This window comes from Rhizobium sp. L9, from assembly GCF_002531885.1.
Taxonomy (GTDB): Bacteria; Pseudomonadota; Alphaproteobacteria; order Rhizobiales; family Rhizobiaceae; genus Rhizobium.
Genome location: NZ_NWSZ01000021.1, coordinates 107,950 through 130,971, shown reverse-complemented (window position 1 = coordinate 130,971; position 23,022 = coordinate 107,950). Strand labels below are relative to the sequence as shown.

Sequence of the window (23,022 nt, the reverse complement as noted above, 5' to 3'; positions counted from 1 at the left end):
GTTCCATATTTCAGACGTGACTGCGAGGCTTATTCGCCGCTGCGGTTCTTCAGGGCTGCGCCCAGGATGTCGCCGAGCGAAGCGCCCGAGTCGGACGAACCGAACTGAGCGACGGCTTCCTTCTCTTCCGCAATCTCCAGAGCCTTGATGGACAGCATGATCTTGCGGTCCTTCTTGGAGAAGTTGGTGACGCGGGCGTCGACGATCTGGCCGACCGAGAAGCGCTCAGGGCGCTGCTCGTCGCGGTCGCGGGCGAGATCGGCGCGACGGATGAAGGAAGTGATATCCTCGTGATTGACGAGCTTCACTTCGATGCCGCCGTCGTTGATGGCGATGACTTCGCAGGAAACAACTGCGTTCTTCCGCAGGTCGCCCGAAGCGGCTGCTTCACCAACCGAGTCCTTGCCGAGCTGCTTGATGCCGAGCGAGATGCGTTCCTTCTCGACATCGACGTCGAGAACGACAGCCTTGACGACGTCACCCTTGTTGTACTCCTCGATGACCTGCTCGCCCGGACGATTCCAGTCGAGGTCGGAGAGGTGCACCATGCCGTCGACATCGCCGTCGAGGCCGATGAACAGGCCGAATTCGGTCTTGTTCTTGACTTCGCCTTCGACTTCAGTGCCGGCCGGATGGCTGCGGGCGAATGCTGCCCACGGGTTTTCCAGCGTCTGCTTGAGGCCGAGCGAAATACGGCGCTTGGACGGATCGACTTCGAGAACGACGACTTCGACTTCCTGGCTCGTGGACAGGATCTTGCCGGGGTGAACGTTCTTCTTGGTCCAGGACATTTCCGAGATGTGGATCAGGCCTTCGATGCCCGGCTCCAGCTCGACGAACGCACCGTAATCGGTAATGTTCGTGACGGTACCGGAAATCTTCTTGCCTTCCGGATACTTCGCCTGGATGCCATCCCACGGATCGCTCTCGAGCTGCTTCATGCCGAGCGAGATGCGGTGGGTTTCCTGGTTGATACGGATGATCTGAACCTTGACCTGCTGGCCGATGTTCAGGATTTCCGACGGATGGTTCACACGGCGCCATGCCATGTCGGTGACGTGCAGCAGGCCGTCGATGCCGCCGAGGTCGACGAACGCACCGTAATCGGTGATGTTCTTGACGACGCCGTCAACAACCTGGCCTTCTTCGAGGTTCTGAACGATTTCAGAACGCTGCTCGGCACGGGACTCTTCCAGAACCGTACGGCGCGAAACCACGATGTTGCCGCGGCGCTTGTCCATCTTGAGGATTTCGAAGGGCTGCGGGTTGTGCATCAGCGGCGTGACGTCGCGGATCGGGCGGATGTCGACCTGCGAACGCGGCAGGAAGGCAATTGCACCGTCGAGGTCGACGGTGAAGCCGCCCTTGACCTGGTTGAAGATCACGCCTTCGACGCGCTCGCCGGCTTCGAACTTGGCTTCGAGCTTGATCCAGCTTTCTTCGCGGCGAGCCTTCTCGCGCGACAGGACGGCTTCACCAAGCGCGTTTTCGATGCGCTCGACATAGACTTCGACTTCGTCGCCGACCTTCAGCGAACCGTCTTTGGCGCGTGCGCCGAATTCCTTGAGCGCGATGCGGCCTTCGACCTTGAGGCCGACGTCGACAACGGCGACATCCTTTTCGATGCCCGTGACGATACCCTTGGTGACATAGCCTTCAGCCAGATCGTTCTTGGCAAAGGACTCTTCGAGAAGGGCCGCGAAATCCTCGCGAGAGGGAGTTGCTACTGACATAAAATCTCCTGCGTGGCCTTCGATAGCTTCAAGGCCCACGTATGCGCCGGTTGGTTCGAGTTGAATGGGCCTGAACCCAGTCCGCCCTCTTTCACGAAGGCAATCCGGCGCTTGGACGGAATTTCAGGCTGCATTAAAGCGATCCATGCGTCTGAGCATGCAAAATCGCTTGAATTTAGGCATTTCGGCTCAAGGCCGCATCGATGATCGATTGAGCGGCTTGAAACGCGGCCTCTATACTCATTTCCGACGTATCAAGCAAGTGCGCATCATCGGCTGGTTTCAAAGGGCTGTCGGCCCGTCCCATGTCGCGTTCGTCGCGCCGCTTGACGTCCTCGAAAATCGCATCGAAATCCGCCGTCGCCCCCTTGCCGAGGATCTCATCGTAACGCCGTCTGGCGCGCACCTCCGGCGACGCCGTCACATAGAGCTTGACCGGCGCATCCGGGCAGACGATCGTGCCGATATCGCGTCCGTCGAGCACCGTGCCCGGCGTCTTTGCCGCAAACCGACGCTGCGCCTCGACCAGGGCCCGGCGCACCGCCGGCATGACAGCGATTTTCGAGGCGGCTTCGCCGATCTCGTGTCGGGAAAGTATATCGCGATCCAGCCCGGCAAGTTCAACCTCCCGCGCGATCTTTTCCGCCACCGCCTCGTCGTCGAGCGGCAGGCCGGCATCGAGCAGCGCCTTGGCGGTCGCGCGGTAGGTCAGGCCCGTGTCGAGATGGTGAAAGCCGTATCGCTCAGCGATAAGACGCGAAAGCGTCCCCTTGCCGGCCGCCGCCGGACCGTCGATGGCGATGGTGAAACTCTTTGTTGCCATGGGGATCAATCCTGCAATGATGCGCCGCGAGGCGCCGAAGGGGTCATCCTGCGCGGATGCGGCTGGAACAGCTGGAAGCTGGCGGCGGGCTGCGGCGCAGAGCCATGCATCGCGTAATCCTCTGTAACTGCAGCGCATTTCTTCCGAAGCGTCGGCCTGGCCGGCTGCTGCCTTCGTCCGCTTCTTCTACCGCCGTGGCTCGTTACCACAAACGCCGTCAGCGGTCATCCGCCAGCCGGCGAAAACGGCCGCACGGAGATGATAAAGTTTGGCTTTGACATGGGAAGCCACAGCGATTAAGGGGACCGGCTTATAAATTCCGATGGAACGCCGGCTTGCACGGCATTTTGCCGAATCGCGGATTCGGCCATTCTCACGAGGCTTATAGTGGCGAAAGCGGAACTTGGAACCAAGCGCACCGATCCGGAAACCGGCAAGAAGTTTTATGATCTGAACCGGGATCCGATCGTTTCCCCTTATACCGGCAAGTCCTATCCCCTGTCCTTCTTCGAGGAAACCTCGGCAATCGCCGACGTTGCCGAGGAAGACGAGGTCGCGGAAGTCGATACCGAAAACACCGAAGTCGAACTGGTTTCGCTTGAGGATGCCGATGACGCCGCCGGCGGCGACGACATCCCTGATATCGGCGATGACGATGTCGAAATCGAAGGCGACGACGATGACGACACCTTCCTCACGCCTGACGAAGACGACGATGACGACGACATGAGCGACATCATCGGCGTGACCGGCGACGAAGACGAAGTCTGATCAGACAAATGCCGGCCCGGATGACAAAAAATTTCCGGGTCGGATTTTTTAGGCTTGCTATCTGCGAAAACCGCAAGTAAGAAGCCGCCACTCCAGAGGAAACGCCCTCCGGAGCATCCCAGGACCGGCCACGCCGGACTGCCTTGATGGGGCTATAGCTCAGCTGGGAGAGCGCTTGCATGGCATGCAAGAGGTCAGCGGTTCGATCCCGCTTAGCTCCACCAGCCTACGCTCTTCGAGCTTCGGCTCGGCAAGCCGGAAGGCTTGGCGGACGAAGACGAGAAGGAAGCGGAGGCTGCCGCAACGAAGTTGCGAAGCAACGTAGGCGGGCCGTGATTCCTTCATGAAATATGTCTACATTCTCCATAGCATCACCTTTCCGGATCGCTATTACGTTGGCGTGACGGGCGACCTTAAGTCGCGTCTGGCAAAACACAATGCTGGAGAGGTCTCGCACACTTCAAAATACGTCCCTTGGTCTCTGAAGACCTATCTCGCTTTCTCCGACGAAGCTCAAGCCTTTGCCTTTGAGAGATACTTGAAGTCGGCATCCGGCAGAGCATTCGCAAAGAAAAGACTTTAACCAGCCCGTCAACTCCGGCAGACCGCCCCCACAGCCTGCCGGCGTCTTTCGTCTCAAGCCTCCACGATCGCTGCCGTCAACCGCTTCACCACCGGCAGCACCAGGAGCAGCACGGGAAAGGCGATTGCCCAGGAGAGAGCCCAGGCGGATGGCCACACGGCAAGTGCAGCCGTGGTCAGGCCTTGTGCTCTGACGATGCTGATCGCCGAGACGACGGATGTCATCAGCAGCGAGAGGATGAGCGGCATGACGATCGAGTTGTAACGCTTGGGGAGTTTGCCTTTGGACATTTTGAATCTCCGTAAGATGCCGATCGAACAATCGCGCAGCGCCGACCGGCGGGTTGCGCGTTGATTGACGTAAACGCTTACGGAGCTTCGGTCTGAAGCGACGCCGTTTTATCGCCGAAAAAATGCGGCCGTGCAAGCGTCCGTCTCGGCCAATCCTTTGCCAATTCCTCAAGAAGAGGACTTATCCTTCATGCAAGAATCTCAGTGATTCGGCTTCAGGACCCTTCGACAATGACCAGAGCAAGACGCCGCCGTATCATTCGTACACGACGAACCCTGACTGGGCTCGCCCTCGTTGGTTCAATTTCGTTTCTGGCCGGCATGACCGATGCGACCGGGCTGCTGCTGACCGGCGATTTCGTCTCCTTCATGACGGGGAATACGACCCGGGCTGCACTCGCCCTCAGCCAGGGCAATCTTTATCATGCGGCGGTGCTGATCTCCGCCATTCTCGTTTTCGTGCTCGGCAATGCGGCCGGCATCGTCATCGCCCATGTCTCCGAGCGGCGCATCTTCGTCGTGCTCGGCTGCGTCGGCGCCCTTCTGGCGCTTGCTTCGATGACGACGGCTGAGGGCCTGATGCTCGCGCGGTTCTACATGATCGTTTTATCCATGGGCATGGTGAACGCCGCCGTCGAACATATCGAAGGTCTGCCGATCGGCCTGACTTATGTGACAGGCGCGCTGTCGCGTTTCGGCCGCGGCATCGGCCGCTGGATCATCGGCGATCGCCGTATCGAATGGACCATCCAGCTCGTACCCTGGGGCGGCATGATGCTCGGCGCGATCGCCGGTGCGGTCCTGACGCGGCTGAGCGGCGCCCATGCCTTGTGGCTGGTCTCCATCTTTGCCATGGCGCTGGCGCTTGTCGCCATGTTCATTCCCCGGCCGCTTCAGCGGCGCTTCAACCAGAAGCTCGCGCCGCACCACACGGGCGCCCTGCGCTAGAGATAGGACCCGTCGCATTCCTGTTACCGTCGAATCGGATAGGAAGGATGCCGCTCGTCCTTAAGGAGTAGGTCTTGTTCGTCATTTCGAAGCTCGTCTGGATTTTTGCCCAGCCGCTGTCGCTGGCATTCCTTCTCGTCTTCTTCGCCTTTGCCGCCGGCCTCCTGCGCTGGCGCAGCTTAAGCATTCTCGGCGCGATGGCTTCAGCCCTCATCCTCTTCGTCACGCTCTACACCACGGCCGGCAACCTTCTGATGCAGGGTCTGGAGCAGCGCTTCGCCAAACCCGCCGCAGATCCCGATAGCCTCGAATGCATGATCGTGCTCGGCGGCGCCTTCGAAAACGAGGTGAATACGGCGCGTCACGGCATTGAATTCAACCCTGCCGCCGACCGCTTCGTCGAAGCCCTGCGGCTCGCGCAGAAATTTCCGCAGTCGCGGATTCTGATCTCGGGCGGCGACGGCTCACTCTCAGGCATTTACGAAGGCGATGCGGCGGCATCCGAGCGCTTCTTCCCGCTCTTCGGCATCGCGAGGGATCGTCTGATCGAGGAGCGGCAATCGCGCACAACCTTCGAAAATGCCGTCAATACCAAGGAATTCCTGGCGAGCCAGGGGCTTTCCAATTGCCTGCTGATCACCTCGGGCTTCCATATGCCGCGTTCCGTCGGCATCTTTCGTAAGCTCGGCATCGACATCGTGCCCTGGCCAACCGACTATCGGACCGACGGGCGGGTGAGTCCGGGCCTGGATTTCACCCAGCCGAACCTCAATGCCCAGAATATGGCAACGGCGATCCGCGAATGGTACGGCCTGGTCGGCTACTATCTCGCCGGCCGGACGTCGGAGCTTTATCCGCGCTAAGCTTATTTCTTCGAGATGGTGACGAATTTCGTGCCGCGCACACGCGCGGTCACGATGCAGGGGTCGCCTTCGGTGCGGTCGCAGAAACGCGGATGCATCTTCATCGCCAGCACCATGTTGCCGAAGCGTTGGACGAAGTCATAGCCGTAGATCTGCGCCGTCGCGATCATGAAATAACCGCCTTCTGCGACCTGCAGATAGAAGTTATAGGTGCAGCCGTCGTCGTTGCATTGCGGCCCCTTCTGCCCGTCGCAGGTCAGCTGGCCTTCATTGACCACGGCGTCGATCAGCCCGTCATTGTTGATGTCCTGCCGGGTGATGAAGCCGTCAGCGAATTCGGCCGCCTTGCACTGCTCCTGAAAATGCTTCTTCTCGTATATCTCGGGGTCGGAGATCAGCGATTGCTGGGCAAGCGCGGCAACCGGCATGGCAAGCAACAGGACGATGTTGAGAACGGCGAGCACCAGCGTTTTCACAAGCTTTCCTCTTTTGGGCAAAGGCTCCGTAGTCCATGCATGCCGCCCAAAACTGTGCAGCAGTTTATGGATAGTGACATGCATCGAATAAAGACCGATGCTTTATGGCCGCGCCGCCTTGCGCCGCCCTTGCCGCCATGGTTCTTTCCGGAAACTGTTCGCCGGTCCCGGGGTCCGCATGTCCTTGCTTGTCTATCTCGATTATGCCGGTATTGCGCTGTTTGCCGCGACAGGCGCGCTCGCCGCTTCGCGCAAGCAGCTCGATCTGATCGGCTTTCTGTTTTTCGCCATGGTGACGGGAACCGGCGGCGGCACGGTGCGCGACATCGTGCTCGGCCGCGTGCCGGTCTTCTGGGTATTGAACCCCGCCTATATCCTCGTCTGCTGCATCATGGGCGTGATTGTCTTCTTCACCGCCCACCTGCTGGAATCGCGTTATCGCCTGCTGATCTGGCTGGATGCGATCGGTCTTGCCGCCTATTGCGTTCTGGGTGCCGCCAAGGGACTTGCCGCCACCGGCTCGCCGACCATCGCGATCGTCACCGGTACATTGACGGCAACCTTCGGCGGCATCCTGCGCGATCTGATGGCAAACGAGCCTTCGGTGCTGTTGCGGCCGGAAATCTATGTGACGGCGGCGCTGATCGGCGCCGGCGTGTTTACGCTCGCCAACGCGCTGGGGATGCCGCTCTATCTGGCCTCGGGCTGCGGTGTCGTGGCGGCCTTTGCTGTTCGCGGCGGCGCTCTTTGGTTCGGTTGGACCTTCCCGATCTACAAACATAAGCCCGGTCGGCATCCAGACGATGTGATGTGAATCTTTTAGGTGCCGTCAGCCTTGTTTGGCCCGCAGGCGGATCACCACGTCGACATGAGCGATCTCCATGCCTTCGGGCGGCTCCGGCAGATTGCCGATCGTCAGGTTGCTGACGGGAATGTCGAGCACCTCATTATGTCCTTCGATGAAGAAATGATGGTGGTCGGAAACATTGGTGTCGAAATAGGTCTTGGCGCTCTCGACGGCGAGAACGCGGATGAGACCGGCTTCGGTGAACTGGTGCAGCGTATTGTAGACGGTCGCCAGCGAAACCGGCACGCCGGCGGCAACCGCCTCCTCATGCAGTTCCTCGACGGTCAAATGCCGGTCGCCCTTGGCAAACAGGAGGTCGCCGAGCGCGACGCGCTGGCGTGTAGGGCGCAGGCCCGCGCCGCGCAGCCTTACCTCTATTGCGATCGGGAGTGTACCCGTCATCAACACGAACTCCGATTATTCCTGCATAAAGCAATCATGTTTCTTCAAGCGGTATAACTTTTGCATCGGAGCCTTTCAATAGTTCAGTGGGGACGGGAGCCTGATAAACGCGGCAAAAACGGGCTTTTGATGCAAATAGGTCTGGTCGCAGCTCTGGCCTTCCTGTATGCGACCACCAAATAATGGCGTAAGCCTGGTCCAAACCGATGAATGAAGCTGCCTTGCTTGTGCTTCATTTTCTGAAGAGCTTGGACTACACGTTCACATCCATCGGCTTCACGCGGGGGGAAAAAGAAATTTTATGACCACCAGACAGTCCAGCTTCTCGTATGAAGAACTCATCGCTTGCGCCCATGGCGAGCTGTTCGGACCCGGTAATGCGCAGCTGCCGCTGCCGCCCATGCTGATGGTTCACCGCATCACGGACATCTCCGAAACAGGCGGCGCCTTCGACAAGGGTTATCTCAGGGCCGAATACGACGTACGCCCCGACGACTGGTATTTTCCCTGCCATTTCGAAGGCAATCCGATCATGCCGGGCTGCCTCGGCCTCGACGGCATGTGGCAGCTGACCGGTTTCTTTCTGGGCTGGCTCGGCGAGGAAGGTCGCGGCATGGCGCTTTCAACCGGCGAAGTGAAATTCAAGGGCATGGTCCGGCCGCATACCAAGCTGATCGAATACGGCATCGACTTCAAGCGCGTCATGCGCGGTCGCCTCGTGCTCGGCACGGCCGACGGCTGGCTGAAGGCGGACGGCGAGACCATATACCAGGCGTCCGACCTTCGCGTCGGTCTATCGAAAGACAAGACCGCCTGACGGCATTTCGAGCGGCTGACGAAAACAACAAAGGTTTGATCAGATGAGACGGGTAGTTGTCACGGGTCTGGGTATCGTTTCCTCGATCGGAAGCGATGCGGCCGAAGTCACCGAATCCTTGCGCCAGGCAAAGTCGGGCATTTCCTTTTCCAACGATTTCGCCGAACACGGCTTCAAGTGCCAAGTCTGGGGCAGCCCGAAGCTCGGCCCGGCGGAACTTGCCGAACTGGTCGATCGCCGCGCCATGCGCTTCCTGTCGCAGGGCGGCGCCTGGAACCATGTCGCCATGAAGCAGGCGATCGCCGATTCCGGCCTGGAAGAGAAGGACTATGCCCAGAACGAGCGCACCGGCATCATCATGGGATCCGGCGGACCGTCCACCCGTACGCTGATCGAGGCGGCCGAGATCACCACCAAGAACAACAGCCCGAAGCGCATTGGTCCCTTCGCCGTGCCGAAGGCGATGTCCTCCACCGCTTCGGCCACACTTGCCACCTGGTTCAAGATCCACGGCGTCAATTATTCGATCTCGTCGGCCTGCTCGACCTCCGCCCATTGCATCGGCAACGCCACTGAGATGATCCAGTGGGGCAAGCAGGACGTGATGTTTGCCGGCGGCCACGAGGATCTCGACTGGACGATGTCCAATCTCTTCGATGCCATGGGCGCCATGTCCTCTAAATATAACGATACGCCCGAGACTGCCTCGCGCGCCTATGACGTCAACCGCGACGGTTTCGTCATCGCCGGCGGCGCCGGTGTGCTGGTGCTGGAGGAGCTGGAGCGCGCCAAGGCCCGCGGCGCCAAAATCTACGCCGAAATCGTCGGCTACGGCGCGACCTCCGATGGTTACGACATGGTCGCGCCTTCCGGCGAGGGCGCTATCCGCTGCATGCGCCAGGCGCTTTCCACCGTCAAAGGCGATGTTGACTATATCAACACTCACGGCACCTCGACTCCGGTCGGCGACAGCAAGGAAATCGGCGCCATCCGCGAGGTATTCGGCGGCGCCAAGATCCCCCATATCCAATCGACCAAATCGCTGACCGGCCATTCGCTGGGTGCGGCCGGCGTGCAGGAATCGATCTATTCCCTGCTGATGATGCAGCAAGGCTTCATCGGCGAAAGCGCCCATATCACCGAGCTCGATCCCGAATTCGAAGGCGTGCCGATCGTGCGCAAGCGTATCGACGATGCGAAGATCGATATCGCTCTCTCCAATTCCTTCGGCTTCGGCGGGACGAACGCCACGCTCGTCTTCCAGCGCTACAACGGATAACAACATGACTGGAATCATGCAGGGTAAGCGCGGCCTCATCATGGGCGTCGCAAACAACCATTCGATTGCCTGGGGGATTTCAAAAGCGCTTGCCGCGCAGGGTGCGGACCTCGCCTTCACCTATCAGGGCGATGCGCTCGGCAAGCGCGTCAGGCCGCTTGCCGCCGAAGTCGGCTCGGATTTCGTGCTGCCTTGCGACGTCGAGGACATCGCTTCGGTCGATGCCGTGGTAGACGCGCTCGGCGAGCGCTGGGGCAAGCTCGATTTTATTGTCCATGCCATCGGATTCTCCGACAAGAACGAGCTGAAGGGCCTCTACGCCGATACGACGCGGGAGAATTTCAGCCGCACCATGGTCATCTCCTGCTTCTCCTTCACCGAGATCGCCAGGCGCTGCGCCCCCTTGATGGAAGGCAGCGGCGCGATGCTGACTTTGACTTATAACGGCTCGACGCGCGTTATTCCGAATTACAACGTCATGGGCGTCGCCAAGGCGGCGCTCGAGGCTTCGGTTCGTTATCTCGCCGCCGACTACGGCCCGCGCGGCATCCGCGTCAATGCGATTTCCGCCGGCCCGATCCGCACGCTTGCCGGTGCCGGCATATCGGACGCACGCGCGATCCTCTCCTGGAACCAGCGTAATGCGCCTCTGCGCAAGACCGTGACCATCGATCAGGTCGGCAGTTCGGCGCTCTACCTGCTCTCCGATCTCTCAGCCGGCGTCACCGGCGAAATCCACTTCGTCGATGCCGGCTTCAACATCACCTCGATGCCGACACTGGATGCCCTGCGTACGGCGGACGTGGAATAAACGCAGTTGATTGAAATTCGAAGGCCGGGCGCAGATCCTGCGCACGGCCTTTTTGTTTTCCCTGCAAGTCGGCTCAAAGGCGGCTTGAGCCTTATTTCTTCGCCCACAGCACCTTGAAACGTGCATTGCGGCAGGTTTCGCCGCTTTCCCTGAAGTTCGCCGCCAGAACCGGCTCATAGGGCAGGCCGCGATTGGCGACGAGCATCAGCCGGCCGCCGCCGCGAAGGGCGGAGGCGGCTGTCTTGATCATCGCCTGGCCAAGCGATGGCTCGGCCGCATGGCCCTCGTGGAAGGGCGGGTTCATGATCACGAGATCGTATTTGTCCTTGATCGGCTCGCCCGCCAGATCATGCCAGAAGAAGCGCACCGGCGCGTTCGGGCAGTTCTCCGCCAGATTATCCCGCGCGGCCTCCAGGGCCGCGTGATTGGCCTCGTAGAGGTCAAGGCGCGCCAGTCCGCGCGATCTCTGCGCCATCTCGATCGAGAGATAACCCCATCCGGCGCCGAAATCGGCAACGTCGCCGGTAAAATCCTGCGGCAGGCGCGAAGCGAGCAGTTCCGATCCGGCATCGATCCGGTCGTGCGAGAACATGCCGGCCGTCGCATGGAAGCGATCGTCGACGCGCACCGGCGCCTTTGCCAGTTTCGAGATGATGTCGTCGGCATTGGCCGGCCGGCCGAACCAGAAGGCGACGCCGTGATATTTCGGCATATGGTCGATGGCGAACCCAAAACCTTCCATCCGCTTGCGCAACGGCTGGATGCCGTCTTCCTTGGCGCCGGCGACGACGATCAGCCCGCCGGCTCGCGTGCGGGCGATTGCGGCGGCGAGGTTGGCCTCGTTCTCGCCCTTGTGCTTGGTGCAGAGCACGAGTGCTGCGTCATAATCCTCGCCGTCGATTTCAGGCGTCGCTTCGATCCGCTGCGCCAGCAGCTGGCGGTAGAGCGGCCGGAAGCCCTGGACGGCGCTGAGCGAGGCGGCGAAGCCTTCCGGCAGCGCAAACCCGGCCTCGGCGCCGAGGAAGAGCACACGCTCGCCTTCGCCGGGCGCCGCGATTGTGCCGCTGGCAAAGGGATGGAAAAGGGTCTTCAGCGTTTCGCGGCTCATGGATATCGTCTCATTTAGAATAGAAAAAGGGCGCGGAAGATTCCGCGCCCGGAATTGGAGCTGGCAGAGGCGGCTTATTCGGCCGCTTCTTCCTTCTTCTTCTCGTTCGGAATCTCCTGGCCAGTAGCCTGGTCGACGACCTTCATCGACAGGCGAACCTTGCCGCGTTCGTCGAAGCCGAGCAGCTTGACCCAGACCTTGTCGCCTTCCTTGACGACATCAGTCGTCTTGGCGACGCGCTCGGAAGCGAGCTGCGAGATGTGGACGAGGCCGTCGCGGGCGCCGAAGAAGTTGACGAAAGCGCCAAAGTCGGCGGTCTTGACGACGGTGCCTTCGTAGATCTGGCCGATTTCAGGCTCGGCGACGATCGAGTGGATCCACTTGCGGGCCGCTTCGATCTCCTTGCCGGAAGAGGAGGCGATCTTGACGGTGCCGTCGTCTTCGATGTTGATCTTCGCGCCGGTCTTTTCGACGATTTCGCGGATGACCTTGCCACCGGAGCCGATGACTTCACGGATCTTGTCGACCGGGATGTTCATGACTTCGATGCGCGGAGCGAATTCGCCAAGCTGGCCGCGGCTTTCGGTGATGGCCTTGGCCATTTCGCCGAGGATATGGGCGCGACCGCCCTTGGCCTGGCCGAGAGCGACCTTCATGATCTCTTCGGTGATGCCGGCGATCTTGATGTCCATCTGCAGCGAAGTGATGCCATCGGCCGTGCCGGCAACCTTGAAGTCCATGTCGCCGAGGTGGTCTTCATCACCGAGAATGTCGGAGAGGACGGCAAAGCGATCGCCCTCGAGGATCAGGCCCATGGCGATGCCGGCAACCGGCTTGGCGAGCGGGACGCCTGCATCCATCAGCGCCAGCGACGTGCCGCAGACGGTTGCCATCGACGACGAGCCGTTGGATTCGGTGATCTCGGAAACGACGCGCAGCGTGTAGGGGAACTGCTCAGCCGACGGCAGCATCGGACGGATCGCACGCCATGCGAGCTTGCCGTGGCCGATCTCGCGGCGACCTGGGGAGCCCATGCGCCCGGTCTCACCAACCGAGAAGGGGGGGAAGTTGTAATGGAGCAGGAAGCGCTCCTTGTACATGCCGGTCAGGCTGTCGACATACTGCTCGTCTTCGCCGGTGCCGAGCGTGGCAACCACGATCGCCTGCGTTTCGCCGCGCGTGAAGAGCGCCGAACCGTGCGTGCGCGGCAGAAGGCCGACTTCCGAAACGATCGGACGAACGGTTTCAAGATCGCGGCCGTCGATGCGGCTCTTGGTGTCCAGGATGTTCCAGCGGACGATCTTGGCCTGCAGGTGCTTGAAGATCGCGCCGACTTCCTCGGCCGTATATTTGGCTTCGCCTTCCTCGGGGAGGAAATGCGCCTTGACCTTTGCCTTGACGGCGTCGACGGCGGCGTAGCGATCGGCCTTCTGGGTGATCTTGTAAGCTTCGCGGAGCTCTGCCTCGAAATGCTTCAGCATCTCGGCTTCGAGCTCGGAATAGTCTTCCGGCTGGAAGTCGCGCGGCTCCTTGGCAGCGACTTCGGCGAGCTTGATGATCGCGTCGAGAACCGGCTGGAAGCCCTTGTGGCCGAACATGACGGCGCCGAGCATGACGTCTTCGGGCAGTTCCTTGGCTTCGGACTCGACCATCAGCACGGCGTCGTAGGTGCCGGCGACGACGAGGTCGAGGCTCGACTCATCCATCTCGTCGAGATGCGGGTTGAGAACATATTCGCCATTGATGTAGCCGACGCGCGCGCCGCCGACCGGACCCATGAAGGGAACGCCGGAAAGCGTCAGCGCCGCCGAAGAGGCGATCATGGACAAGATGTCGGGATTGTTCTCGAGGTCGTGCTGGACGACGGTGACGACGACCTGCGTGTCGTTCTTGTAGCCTTCCGGGAAGAGCGGGCGGATCGGGCGGTCGATCAGGCGGGAGACGAGCGTTTCGTTTTCGCTCGGACGGCCTTCACGCTTGAAATAGCCGCCGGGAATCTTGCCGGCCGCGTAGGTCTTTTCCTGGTAGTTGACGGTGAGCGGAAAGAAGTCCTGGCCAGGCTTCGGCGCCTTGGCCGAGACGACGGTGGCGAGAACGACCGTCTCACCATAAGTAGCGAGAACCGCACCGTCGGCCTGACGGGCGATCTTGCCGGTTTCGAGCTTCAGCGGGCGGCCGGCCCACTCGATTTCCACTGTGTGTGTATCAAACATATCTTGTCCTTCAATGCGGGAGCACGCGCCATCGCCGATATCAGGGCGCAGCGCACAGTCGACCGCAATCAATGTGACGTATCACGGGCAAGACAACGGGAGGCTTTTCATCGGCAGTTTCCCGAACTTGAGAGTTCCTGAGAAACTTGGGCCAAAGCCTTGGAGAGCTTTGGCCGAAAGCATCCGGCAATCCTGCCCCATGACAGGTCAGCGGTTGGTTTGGCAGAACCGGCCCATCCGGGTCTGCCGGTCGTTCCACCGCATGAGATAGGGCGCGGGCGGAACATTTCATCGGGAGCGTCGTCCCGAAACAGATCCGGCGGACGCTTAAAAGCGTCCGCCGGACAATTTTAACGGCGAATACCCAGGCTGTTGATCAGCTTGGAATAGCGGCCTTCATCCTTCTTCTTGAGATAATCAAGAAGCGAGCGGCGGCTCGAAACCATCGTCAGCAGGCCACGGCGGGAATGGTTATCCTTCTTGTGGTCCTTGAAGTGTTCGGTCAGGTTGTTGATGCGTTCGGTCAGGATCGCAACCTGGACTTCCGGAGAACCGGTATCGCCTTCGGCGGTTGCATATTCCTTGATCAGCGCAGCCTTGCGCTCAGCAGTGATCGACATCGGACGTTCCTTTCTATGAGAGGAGAAGAAGTCGCCACAAGCCGGGATGCCGTCCAGCTTTGGCCGTGAATGCGAGCAGGCGAACCTGACGCTGGCGCTGCCTATAAACCAAATCTGCAGCGATGGAAAGAGGGGACCCCCGCAGCCGCTTTCAACGGCCCGCCATGGCGTCCCGGATCATTGCATCATAACCTTCGGGATCCTGCAGCATGGCGAAATGGCTGGCATCCTTCAGGATCACGAGCTTGGCGCCGGGAATCTCCTTGGCCATCAATTCCGTATGATCGAGCTTGACGGCTTCATCGTGATCGCCGATCGCGAGCGTGACGGGAACCGTGATCTTTCCAAGATCGCCGGCCGTCCATGCCGGCTGGGTCTCCCACATGTGGGAGATCTGCGTGACGAAGGCATCGTACTCGTCCGGCGTCGGCGAAAGCTTTCGGTACTGATCGCCGGCGACATCGATGTAGGCTTTGAAGGTCTGGTTTTCCATGACGTCGGCCTTGACGCCGTCGGTCGTGACGTTTGCCGCCTGGGCAATGACGCGGGTCAGCTTTTCCGGATGTTTCATTGCCATGTCGATGCCGATGATGCCGCCGTCCGACCATCCCACCAGCGTCACCTTGCCGATCTTCAGATGGTCGAGAAGGGCCACGTAATCCGATGTCATCAGATCGTAGCCGAAAGCTTGCCCGCTGCGCGTCGAGCGGCCATGGCCGCGGCTGTCGGCGACGATGACCAAGTGATCCCTGGCGAAATCGGCGATCTGGTGACCCCAGACGTCGGCATTTCCAAGGCCGCCATGGATGAACAGGATCGGCTCGCCTTCACCATATTCGGCATAATACATCTTGATGTCGTTCACATCGGCCACGCCGCTCGTCGTCGCCGCGGGCATCGAAGGAAAGGCCGGCAGCTCGGCCCAGCGCTCGGCGGATTGAGCGCCGGCGATGGTCAGGAACATCGAAAAGAACGTCAGTACTCCGATAGCGGTTGCGCGCATTTTCATCCCCTTGTCGGGCCACCATGGCCCCTCGGGCGCTATGGCCCGAAAGGAAGATATCGCATCGCTACCGCCTGACAATCGTCAGTGGTGCCGACTCAGGCGAAAACTCGCTTCGGTCGAAACTCGCCCTGCCCGATTTCGCCGATCGCGATCAGCCTGCCGCGTGCCGTCGCATAGGCTTCGCTCTCGGTAATCGGTGCATCGCGACCGCGCACCAGGATCGGATTGCCCATCTTCAGCCGGTGCGCCTGGTCGTCGTTGATGACGAGGTGGGGCAGGGCCGACAATGCTTCGCAGGTGTCGATCAGCAGCGCGTCGAGGGCGGCAAGCCGCTCGTCCATATCCTCGATCGCTTCGAGTGCCACGAGATTTGCGAGCGGCACCATGGCGTCTTCCGAAAAGGGCGCGACAAAGGTGCGCCGCAGCCCTGATATATGGCCGTAGCAGCCGAGCTCGCGGCCGAAATCGCGGGCCAGCGCCCTGACATAGGTGCCCTTGCCGCATTCCACTTCGAAATGCGCGGTATTGGCGTCCGGGCAGGCAAGCAGGGTCAGCCGGAAGATTTCCACCTCGCGCGAGGGGATCTCGACGGCTTCCCCTTCGCGCGCCAGGTCGTATGCGCGTTCACCCGCTATCTTGATGGCGGAAAACTGCGGCGGGACCTGGCTGATCGTGCCGATATATTTTGGCAGGATGTCGCGGATCTGCTGTTCGGTCGGACGCTTGTCGGATGTCTGCGTGACCTCGCCTTCGAGGTCGTCGGTCGCGCGCTCCTCTCCCCAGCTCACCGTGAATTCATAGATCTTGCGGCCGTCCATTACATAGGGAACCGTCTTGGTCGCGTCGCCGAGCGCGATCGGCAGCATGCCGGAGGCGAGCGGATCGAGCGTGCCGGCATGGCCGGCCTTCTGCGCCTTGTAGAGCCACTTGATCTTGGAAACGGCTTCCGTCGAGCCGAAATCCACCGGCTTGTCGAGAATCAGCCAGCCGGAAATCGGCCGGCCCTTGGGTTTGCGTGGTTTGGACATCAGTCTCTTCTATTATTGTTCGTCGTTGTCGCCGTCGAGATCTCGGCTCACCTCGGGCGAACGCAAGAGCTCGTCGATCTTCTTGTAGTTGTCGAAGCTGGTGTCGTCCCGGAAGCGCACCTCCGGCATGTATTTCATCTGCCGAAGCTGCGGCCCGAGCCGGCCGCGGATGAACTTCGCATGGCGGTTCAATGCCTCGATGACGATGCTGTGGTCGGAAACGCCGAGCGGTGTCACATAAGCCGTGGCGATCTTGAGATCGGGCGACATGCGCACTTCGGAGATCGAAATCACGGTCGCCTCGATGATGTCGTCACGCACTTCGCCGCGCTGCAGCACCTGGGTGATCGCGGCGCGGACCTGTTCGCCAACGCGCAGCATGCGCTGCGAAGGCGCGGAGGATGTTGGTCTGGTCATTGTTATCTCTGTTTGCCGATGCGGCTGGGAATCGAACCCGTCAAAGGAGAGCGTCCATGACTCTTTTGGCTGAAAAGGTCAAGCCGGCAGGTAGAAAAGCCACCCGCCGGAGAGCGGATGGCTTTTGTCAAGCTGCTGGAACGCAGAGGATTAGAGCGTGCGCGTGATATGTTCGACGCGGAAGCACTCGATGACGTCGCCGACGCGCATGTCTTCGTAGTTTTCGAAGGCCATGCCGCACTCCTGGCCCATCGGCACTTCGGAGACTTCGTCCTTGAAGCGCTTGAGGGTCTTGAGCTTGCCTTCGTGAACGACGACGTCGTTGCGGATAAGGCGGACGCCCGCCCCGCGCTCGACCTTGCCTTCTACGACACGGCAGCCTGCGACCTTGCCGACCTTGGTGATGTTGAACACCTCCAGGATCTCGGCATTGCCGATGAAGGTCTCGCGCCGCTCCGGCGACAGCAGGCCCGACATCGCTGCCTTCACGTCATCCACGAGGTCGTAGATGATGTTGTAGTAGCGGATCTCGATGCCCTGGCGTTCGGCGAACTGGCGCGCCTGCGCATTGGCGCGAACGTTGAAGCCGATGATGGCCGCGTTCGAGGCTTCTGCGAGCGAAATATCCGACTCCGTGATGCCGCCTGCGCCCGAATGGACGATGCGGGCACGGACCTCGTCGGTGCCAAGCTTTTCCAGCGCGCCGGCAATCGCTTCGATCGAACCCTGCACGTCGCCCTTGATGACGAGCGGGAACTCCTTGATGCCGGTGCTCTGCATCTGCGTCATCATCTGTTCCAGCGAACCGCGCTGTCCCGACTGGCGGGCGGCCGCCTTGTCACGGGCAAGACGCTGGCGGTATTCCGAGATTTCGCGGGCGCGGCTTTCGCTCTCGACCACGGCGAACTTGTCACCCGCCTGCGGCGTGCCGGAAAGGCCAAGCACTTCGACGGGCATCGCCGGCGGCGCTTCCTTCATATGCTCGCCCTTGTCGTTGACGAGGGCGCGCACACGGCCCCAGACGTCGCCTGCGACGATGATCTGGCCCGGCTTCAGCGTACCGTTCTGAACGAGAACCGTGGCAACCGAGCCGCGGCCGCGGTCCAGCTGGGCTTCGATGACGGTGCCTTCCGCGGTGCGGTTCGGATTGGCCTTGAGGTCAAGGATTTCCGCCTGCAGCAGAACGGCCTCGAGCAGCTTGTCGAGGTTCTTGCCTGTTTTGGCCGACACTTCGACGTCAAGTGTTTCGCCGCCCATCGATTCCACGAAGACTTCGTGCTGCAGAAGCTGGTTGCGCACCTTCTGCGGATCGGCTTCGTGCTTGTCGATCTTGTTGATCGCCACGATGATCGGAACACCGGCTGCCTTGGCGTGATTGATCGATTCGATCGTCTGCGGCATGACGCTGTCGTCAGCTGCCACGACGAGGATCGCGATGTCGGTCGCCTGCGCTCCGCGGGCACGCATCGCTGTGAAGGCGGCGTGGCCGGGGGTGTCGATGAAGGTGATCTTCTGGCCGTTCTGCTCCACCTGATAGGCGCCGATATGCTGCGTGATGCCGCCGGCTTCGCCGGCAACCACGTTGGCATGGCGGATGGCGTCGAGCAGCGAGGTCTTGCCGTGGTCGACGTGGCCCATGATGGTGACGACCGGCGGACGCGAAACGCGGTCGCCTTCGACGTCGGCGATGTCAAAGATGCCGAGTTCGACGTCGGATTCAGAGACACGCTTGACGGTATGGCCGAATTCGCCGGCGATGAGTTCGGCAAGGTCGGCGTCGATGACGTCGCCCGGCTTCATCATCTGGCCTTCTTTCATCAGGTACTTGATGACGTCGACGGCGCGTTCGGACATGCGCTGCGACAGTTCCTGAATGGTGATGGTCTCAGGCAGGACGACTTCGCGGGAAATCTTCTCGCGAGTCTCCTGCATCTGGCTGCGGCGGAACTTCTCCTGCCGGCGGCGCATCGCCGAAAGCGAACGGCTGCGGCCGGCGTCCTCGCCGTCCACATCGGCAGTGGTGATCGTCAGCTTGCCGCGGCGGCGCTCGTCATCCGTCTTCGGACGCGTGGTTACCGGCTTTGCGGGTTCCGGACGGACGATGCGGCCACGGGCCGGACCGCCGCGCGCGGCGCCCCGATCGTCGTCGCCATCATCATCGCGGCGGCCACGGGCGCCGACCGGTGTGGCGGCGCCGGGGGTCGGACGGGCGCCAGCGGGCGCTGCGCCATCAGGCCGGCGGGCAGCCGGAGCCGATGATGCCGGCCGCGGCGTGCTCGGACGGGCTTCGGTCACTGCCGGAGCCGGCGCGGCTGCAGCGGCTGCCGGTTCGGCGGCAGCAGCAGCGGCCGCTTCGGCCTGCCGGGCTGCCTCTTCGGCCGCCCTGCGTGCGGCATCCTCCGCTTCGGCTGCCTTGCGGACAGCCTCTTCGGCGGCGCGGCGTTTTTCTTCCTCGGCGCGGCGGATCGCATCCTGGGCGTCACGCGCCTGGGATTCGGCGAGCGCACGGCGGCGCGCATCCATTTCCTCAGGCGACAGATGGTTCAGCACGACAGGGCGCGGGCGATCGTTCGGACGCGGCTGCTGATAGGACTGCTGCGGACGCTGGTTGGCTTGGCCGCCACCGGGCTGATGAATCCGGGGTGCCGGCGTCGACTGCTGCGGACGCGCCTGAGCAGGTGCCGGCGCCGGTTCGGCTGCGCGAACCGGGGCTGCGGGGGCCGCAGGCGTGATCGGCTTTTCGTCTTCCGGGCGCATCGGGCGCCGCTTGCGGGTCTCGACCACGACCGCCTTGGTGCGACCCCGACCCATATCCTGGCGAACGGTACCTTGGCTCATCCCCGATGGTTTCAGGGTGAGCGTCTTCTTGCCCGTTACGCTGAGTGTCTTGTCGTCGTTACTATCGGTCATTCGTTCCCGTTCCTTCGGACAGGGAGCGATGACTAGATCAGACCCTGTCGTTCAAATACTGTCGATCAATGAGAATGAAACCGGCCGATGCCGGTGACCGCCTCATTGTTTTTGCCGGCCAGCGCCGCCCGCTGCCCGGGACTGACCGCCAATACGGTACTGTTCGAGCATCTTTGCGCGCTTCACTACACCCTCACCCGCCTGCCCTGCAAGCACTGCGGCATGGATAAAAGCATTCTGGCCCATCAGGCCTTCCATTTCGCTCTCCGAGAAGAAACGGTAGGAAGGTATCTCCTCCTCGGTCTCCATTCCGAGGTGCCAGGCCTTGCGGGCCTGGTCGATTTTTCGCACTCCATCATCCGCTGCGTCAGTTGCGTGGAACACCGCAAGGGCTGCTCCACTTCTGACCGCGGCATCCACTTTCGAGGCGCCGCTGACGAACTGGCCGGCCTTGCGCGCCATGTTCATCATCTGCATCAATTGCGCAGCCAGCAGCCGGTCGACGCTTGCGCCGAGATCGTCCGCCGCTTTCACTTCCGCTTTCAGCGCCCGGGCGAACAGCTTTTTCGCCACCGCCCTGTCGACCAGCGACCGGTCGGCCTTCACCCAGCAGCCGCGTCCCGGAAGCTCGCGCTTCAGGTCGGCGACGACGGTTCCGTCGGGAGCCGCGACGAAGCGGATCAGCTCTTCCGGCGATCCGCTTTCGCGCGTCACGATGCACATGCGTCCGTTCACGTCATACCCTGCAAGATCGTCGTCCTCGGGAAGAACGTTCGGCTCATGCGCGGTCATCATGCTTCCTGTTCGGCTTCGGTGACCTCTTCTTCGGTCCCCTTCGCCAGGTCCTCTTCGGTGATCCAGCCAGCCGCGAGGCGGGCCTGGACGATCATTTGCTCGGCCTCGACACGCGAGACGTCGAACTTCGAGAACAGGCCTTCGAACTTCTTCGTTTCGCCGTTCTTGCGTTCGCTCCAGCCGACGAGATCATCGGCCGCACAACCGGCGAAATCCTCGATCGTCTTGATGCCGTCCTCGCCGAGCGCCACCATCATCTGGGCGGTCATGCCGTCGATCTGGCGCAGCTCGTCCTCAACGCCGAGCGCCTTGCGCTTCTCGTCCATCTCGGCTTCGAGACGCTCGAGGAATTCGCGGGCGCGCTGCTGAATTTCCTGCGCGGTCTCTTCGTCGAAACCGTCGATCGAGGAAATCTCGTCGAGATCGACATAGGCCAGTTCTTCGACGGCGGCGAAGCCTTCGGACGCCAGAACCTGGCCGACCATTTCGTCAACGTCGAGCGAATCCATGAACAGGTTGGTGCGCTCGTTGAATTCCTTCTGACGGCGTTCCGATTCCTCGGCCTCCGTCATGATGTCGATATCCCAGCCAGTCAGCTGCGAAGCAAGGCGGACGTTCTGGCCGCGGCGGCCGATCGCGAGCGACAGCTGCTCGTCGGGAACGACGACTTCGATGCGCTCGGCGTCCTCGTCGAGAACGACCTTGGCCACTTCCGCGGGCTGCAGGGCGTTGACGACGAAGGTCGCCGGGTCCTGGCTCCAGGGGATGATGTCGATTTTCTCACCCTGGAGTTCGCCGACGACGGCCTGGACGCGCGAGCCGCGCATACCGACGCAGGCGCCGACCGGATCGATCGAACTGTCGTTCGAAATCACTGCGATCTTGGCGCGCGAGCCCGGATCACGGGCGACCGACTTCACCTGGATGATGCCGTCATAGATCTCAGGCACTTCCATGGTGAAGAGCTTCACCATGAACTGCGGATGCGTGCGCGACAGGAAAATCTGCGGACCACGCTGCTCCCGACGAACATCATATACGTATGCACGCACGCGATCGCCATAGCGCACGTTCTCCCGCGGGATCATTTCGTCGCGGCGGATGATGCCTTCGCCACGGCCGAGATCGACGATGACGTTGCCGTATTCGACGCGCTTGACGGTGCCGTTGACGATTTCGCCGACGCGATCCTTGAATTCGTCGAACTGGCGGTCGCGCTCGGCTTCACGCACCTTCTGCACGATCACCTGCTTGGCGGATTGTGCGGCGATGCGGCCGAAATCCATCGGCGGCAGCGGATCGGCGATGAAATCGCCGAGGGCTGCGTCCGGATTGCGGTCGCGGGCAAGCTCCAGCGGGATCTGCGTCGAATAATCCTCGGCCTTGTCGACCACTTCGAGCAGGCGCTGCAGACGGATTTCACCGGTCTTCGGATTGATGTCGGCCCGGATGTTGGATTCGGTGCCGTAACGGGAGCGCGCCGCCTTCTGGATGGCATCGGCCATTGCGGCAAGCACGATCTCCCGGTCGATGACTTTTTCGCGCGCCACTGCATCTGCGATCTGCAGAAGTTCGAGCCGGTTCGCACTGACTGCCATTGTCTTGTTTCTCCGTCTTTACTCCAGGGTTCCCGTCCCTGGGAGCGGTCTGTTGATCGGTTATTCCTGGTCGTCTGCTTCGTTCTGGTTGGCGGCCTGCGCTTTCGCCAGCTTGTCGGCGCGCAACGCATCGCGGATCAGATCGTCGGTCAGAATGAGCTTCGCATCGCTAAGCGCCGTGAAGGGAATGATGACCTTCTGCTCTTCCCCGTAGGCGACCTGGTCACGCTCGAGCGTGAATCCATCGGCGTCTGCTTCGACGATCTTGCCGCGGAAGCGTTTGCGGTTGCCGATCATGATCGACGTTTCGCACTTTACAAGGTGGCCTTGCCAGCGGACGAAATCGGATTTCCGCACCATCGGACGGTCGATGCCGGGCGAAGACACCTCAAGATGATACTCTTTATCGATCGGATCTTCCACATCGAGGACGGGAGAAATCGCCATCGAGACTTCTTCGCAGTCCTGAACTGTCATCGTGCCGTCATTGCGCTCGGCCATCACCTGCATCGTCGCGCCGTTCTGGTTCAGCATGCGCACGCGGATGAGCCGGAAACCCATGCCGACGAGAACGGGTTCGATGATATCGGCAAGACGCTGGTCGAGCCCGGTTTCGGTAATCAGCCGCGGCTCAAGTTCGTTGTCTGCGTTGGTCATGTCCGACAAGCGGCGCTCCTCGCAATT

At 61.3% G+C, this 23,022-nt stretch carries 23 protein-coding genes and 1 tRNA gene; 9 read left to right on the top strand and 15 right to left on the bottom strand.

Annotation, left to right across the window (positions count from 1 at the left end; all coding sequences use genetic code 11):
* Nucleotides 1–29 precede the first annotated feature (29 nt).
* Nucleotides 30–1,733: a 30S ribosomal protein S1 gene (gene rpsA, locus CO660_RS21820; protein ID WP_085776498.1), complete on the bottom strand. Its 1,704-nt coding sequence runs from the start codon at nt 1,731–1,733 to the stop codon at nt 30–32.
* Between the two features lie 175 nt (nt 1,734–1,908).
* Nucleotides 1,909–2,556, bottom strand: coding sequence for a (d)CMP kinase (gene cmk / locus CO660_RS21815; RefSeq protein ID WP_097600465.1), 648 nt, complete (start codon nt 2,554–2,556; stop codon nt 1,909–1,911).
* 387 nt (nt 2,557–2,943) lie between these two features.
* On the opposite strand from cmk, the gene CO660_RS21810 reads away from it, so the two are divergent.
* From CO660_RS21810 to CO660_RS21800, 3 genes are all read left to right on the top strand, one after another.
* On the top strand, nt 2,944–3,327 hold the full coding sequence (locus CO660_RS21810) for a TIGR02300 family protein (protein ID WP_085776500.1): 384 nt from the start codon (nt 2,944–2,946) through the stop codon (nt 3,325–3,327).
* Between the two features lie 148 nt (nt 3,328–3,475).
* Nucleotides 3,476–3,551, top strand: a tRNA-Ala gene (locus tag CO660_RS21805).
* A gap of 119 nt (nt 3,552–3,670) precedes the next feature.
* Nucleotides 3,671–3,910: a GIY-YIG nuclease family protein gene (locus CO660_RS21800; RefSeq protein ID WP_097600464.1), complete on the top strand. Its 240-nt coding sequence runs from the start codon at nt 3,671–3,673 to the stop codon at nt 3,908–3,910.
* Between the two features lie 53 nt (nt 3,911–3,963).
* Here the strand turns inward: CO660_RS21800 and CO660_RS21795 are convergent, their stop codons facing one another.
* Nucleotides 3,964–4,200 carry a DUF2798 domain-containing protein gene (locus CO660_RS21795; protein WP_097600463.1) on the bottom strand — a complete coding sequence of 79 codons (237 nt, stop codon included), beginning with the start codon at nt 4,198–4,200 and terminating at the stop codon, nt 3,964–3,966.
* Between the two features lie 231 nt (nt 4,201–4,431).
* Here CO660_RS21795 and CO660_RS21790 point away from each other — a divergent pair, with 231 nt between their 5' ends.
* Complete coding sequence (locus tag CO660_RS21790; RefSeq protein ID WP_097600462.1) at nt 4,432–5,148, top strand: YoaK family protein; 717 nt, start codon at nt 4,432–4,434, stop codon at nt 5,146–5,148.
* Between the two features lie 74 nt (nt 5,149–5,222).
* Nucleotides 5,223–6,011: a YdcF family protein gene (locus CO660_RS21785; RefSeq protein ID WP_097600461.1), complete on the top strand. Its 789-nt coding sequence runs from the start codon at nt 5,223–5,225 to the stop codon at nt 6,009–6,011.
* Between the two features lie 2 nt (nt 6,012–6,013).
* Here CO660_RS21785 and CO660_RS21780 read toward each other — a convergent pair whose 3' ends face one another.
* Nucleotides 6,014–6,487 carry a hypothetical protein gene (locus CO660_RS21780; protein ID WP_097600460.1) on the bottom strand — a complete coding sequence of 158 codons (474 nt, stop codon included), beginning with the start codon at nt 6,485–6,487 and terminating at the stop codon, nt 6,014–6,016.
* Nucleotides 6,488–6,665: 178 nt separating this feature from the next.
* Here CO660_RS21780 and CO660_RS21775 point away from each other — a divergent pair, with 178 nt between their 5' ends.
* The gene (locus CO660_RS21775; protein ID WP_064805816.1) at nt 6,666–7,301 is read left to right on the top strand and encodes a trimeric intracellular cation channel family protein; all 636 of its coding nucleotides are present in this window, start codon (nt 6,666–6,668) and stop codon (nt 7,299–7,301) included.
* Nucleotides 7,302–7,316: 15 nt separating this feature from the next.
* Here CO660_RS21775 and irrA read toward each other — a convergent pair whose 3' ends face one another.
* Complete coding sequence (gene irrA / locus CO660_RS21770; RefSeq protein ID WP_085776506.1) at nt 7,317–7,736, bottom strand: iron response transcriptional regulator IrrA; 420 nt, start codon at nt 7,734–7,736, stop codon at nt 7,317–7,319.
* A gap of 301 nt (nt 7,737–8,037) precedes the next feature.
* Between irrA and fabA the strand changes: the two genes are divergently transcribed.
* The 3 genes from fabA to fabI are packed head-to-tail and all read left to right on the top strand — an operon-like array spanning nt 8,038 to nt 10,643.
* Nucleotides 8,038–8,553, top strand: a complete 516-nt coding sequence (gene fabA / locus CO660_RS21765; protein WP_020920068.1) for a 3-hydroxyacyl-[acyl-carrier-protein] dehydratase FabA — start codon at nt 8,038–8,040, stop codon at nt 8,551–8,553.
* Nucleotides 8,554–8,596: 43 nt separating this feature from the next.
* Nucleotides 8,597–9,832: a beta-ketoacyl-ACP synthase I gene (fabB, locus tag CO660_RS21760; RefSeq protein WP_085776507.1), complete on the top strand. Its 1,236-nt coding sequence runs from the start codon at nt 8,597–8,599 to the stop codon at nt 9,830–9,832.
* Nucleotides 9,833–9,836: 4 nt separating this feature from the next.
* Nucleotides 9,837–10,643 (top strand): enoyl-ACP reductase FabI, encoded by an 807-nt coding sequence (gene fabI / locus CO660_RS21755; protein WP_097600459.1) that lies wholly within the window; start codon nt 9,837–9,839, stop codon nt 10,641–10,643.
* Nucleotides 10,644–10,734: 91 nt separating this feature from the next.
* Here the strand turns inward: fabI and CO660_RS21750 are convergent, their stop codons facing one another.
* From CO660_RS21750 to rimP, 10 genes are all read right to left on the bottom strand, one after another.
* Nucleotides 10,735–11,751, bottom strand: a complete 1,017-nt coding sequence (locus CO660_RS21750; RefSeq protein ID WP_097600458.1) for a class I SAM-dependent methyltransferase — start codon at nt 11,749–11,751, stop codon at nt 10,735–10,737.
* Between the two features lie 74 nt (nt 11,752–11,825).
* The gene (pnp, locus tag CO660_RS21745) at nt 11,826–13,964 is read right to left on the bottom strand and encodes a polyribonucleotide nucleotidyltransferase (RefSeq protein ID WP_097600457.1); all 2,139 of its coding nucleotides are present in this window, start codon (nt 13,962–13,964) and stop codon (nt 11,826–11,828) included.
* A 350-nt stretch (nt 13,965–14,314) separates the two neighbouring features.
* A complete protein-coding gene (gene rpsO / locus CO660_RS21740) occupies nt 14,315–14,584 on the bottom strand; it encodes a 30S ribosomal protein S15 (protein ID WP_009997779.1) in 270 nt (89 codons plus the stop codon).
* Nucleotides 14,585–14,735: 151 nt separating this feature from the next.
* Nucleotides 14,736–15,587 (bottom strand): alpha/beta hydrolase, encoded by an 852-nt coding sequence (locus CO660_RS21735; protein ID WP_097600496.1) that lies wholly within the window; start codon nt 15,585–15,587, stop codon nt 14,736–14,738.
* A 98-nt stretch (nt 15,588–15,685) separates the two neighbouring features.
* Entirely contained in the window at nt 15,686–16,618 is a 933-nt protein-coding gene (gene truB / locus CO660_RS21730; RefSeq protein ID WP_097600456.1) for a tRNA pseudouridine(55) synthase TruB, read from the bottom strand.
* Nucleotides 16,619–16,630: 12 nt separating this feature from the next.
* Complete coding sequence (gene rbfA, locus CO660_RS21725) at nt 16,631–17,035, bottom strand: 30S ribosome-binding factor RbfA (RefSeq protein ID WP_009993666.1); 405 nt, start codon at nt 17,033–17,035, stop codon at nt 16,631–16,633.
* 150 nt (nt 17,036–17,185) lie between these two features.
* The gene (gene infB, locus CO660_RS21720; RefSeq protein ID WP_097600455.1) at nt 17,186–19,945 is read right to left on the bottom strand and encodes a translation initiation factor IF-2; all 2,760 of its coding nucleotides are present in this window, start codon (nt 19,943–19,945) and stop codon (nt 17,186–17,188) included.
* A 102-nt stretch (nt 19,946–20,047) separates the two neighbouring features.
* Entirely contained in the window at nt 20,048–20,740 is a 693-nt protein-coding gene (locus tag CO660_RS21715; protein ID WP_176536342.1) for an RNA-binding protein, read from the bottom strand.
* Complete coding sequence (gene nusA / locus CO660_RS21710; protein WP_064800221.1) at nt 20,737–22,338, bottom strand: transcription termination factor NusA; 1,602 nt, start codon at nt 22,336–22,338, stop codon at nt 20,737–20,739. The genes CO660_RS21715 and nusA overlap by 4 nt, the downstream gene beginning before the upstream one ends.
* 60 nt (nt 22,339–22,398) lie before the next feature.
* Entirely contained in the window at nt 22,399–23,004 is a 606-nt protein-coding gene (gene rimP, locus CO660_RS21705) for a ribosome maturation factor RimP (protein WP_041678513.1), read from the bottom strand.
* Nucleotides 23,005–23,022: the final 18 nt, after the last annotated feature.

Excerpts from the sequence above, each read along its gene's own strand:
- irrA (WP_085776506.1), bottom strand. The coding sequence starts at position 7,736 with ATGACGGGTACACTCCCGATCGCAATAGAGGTAAGGCTGCGCGGCGCG.
- CO660_RS21775 (WP_064805816.1), top strand. The coding sequence starts at position 6,666 with ATGTCCTTGCTTGTCTATCTCGATTATGCCGGTATTGCGCTGTTTGCC.
- pnp (WP_097600457.1), bottom strand. The coding sequence starts at position 13,964 with ATGTTTGATACACACACAGTGGAAATCGAGTGGGCCGGCCGCCCGCTG.
- CO660_RS21715 (WP_176536342.1), bottom strand. The coding sequence starts at position 20,740 with ATGATGACCGCGCATGAGCCGAACGTTCTTCCCGAGGACGACGATCTT.
- CO660_RS21795 (WP_097600463.1), bottom strand. The coding sequence starts at position 4,200 with ATGTCCAAAGGCAAACTCCCCAAGCGTTACAACTCGATCGTCATGCCG.
- CO660_RS21790 (WP_097600462.1), top strand. The coding sequence starts at position 4,432 with ATGACCAGAGCAAGACGCCGCCGTATCATTCGTACACGACGAACCCTG.
- rbfA (WP_009993666.1), bottom strand. The coding sequence starts at position 17,035 with ATGACCAGACCAACATCCTCCGCGCCTTCGCAGCGCATGCTGCGCGTT.
- CO660_RS21750 (WP_097600458.1), bottom strand. The coding sequence starts at position 11,751 with ATGAGCCGCGAAACGCTGAAGACCCTTTTCCATCCCTTTGCCAGCGGC.
- infB (WP_097600455.1), bottom strand. The coding sequence starts at position 19,945 with ATGACCGATAGTAACGACGACAAGACACTCAGCGTAACGGGCAAGAAG.
- rpsO (WP_009997779.1), bottom strand. The coding sequence starts at position 14,584 with ATGTCGATCACTGCTGAGCGCAAGGCTGCGCTGATCAAGGAATATGCA.
- nusA (WP_064800221.1), bottom strand. The coding sequence starts at position 22,338 with ATGGCAGTCAGTGCGAACCGGCTCGAACTTCTGCAGATCGCAGATGCA.
- rpsA (WP_085776498.1), bottom strand. The coding sequence starts at position 1,733 with ATGTCAGTAGCAACTCCCTCTCGCGAGGATTTCGCGGCCCTTCTCGAA.
- fabA (WP_020920068.1), top strand. The coding sequence starts at position 8,038 with ATGACCACCAGACAGTCCAGCTTCTCGTATGAAGAACTCATCGCTTGC.
- CO660_RS21800 (WP_097600464.1), top strand. The coding sequence starts at position 3,671 with ATGAAATATGTCTACATTCTCCATAGCATCACCTTTCCGGATCGCTAT.
- CO660_RS21735 (WP_097600496.1), bottom strand. The coding sequence starts at position 15,587 with ATGCGCGCAACCGCTATCGGAGTACTGACGTTCTTTTCGATGTTCCTG.
- fabB (WP_085776507.1), top strand. The coding sequence starts at position 8,597 with ATGAGACGGGTAGTTGTCACGGGTCTGGGTATCGTTTCCTCGATCGGA.
- fabI (WP_097600459.1), top strand. The coding sequence starts at position 9,837 with ATGACTGGAATCATGCAGGGTAAGCGCGGCCTCATCATGGGCGTCGCA.
- truB (WP_097600456.1), bottom strand. The coding sequence starts at position 16,618 with ATGTCCAAACCACGCAAACCCAAGGGCCGGCCGATTTCCGGCTGGCTG.
- cmk (WP_097600465.1), bottom strand. The coding sequence starts at position 2,556 with ATGGCAACAAAGAGTTTCACCATCGCCATCGACGGTCCGGCGGCGGCC.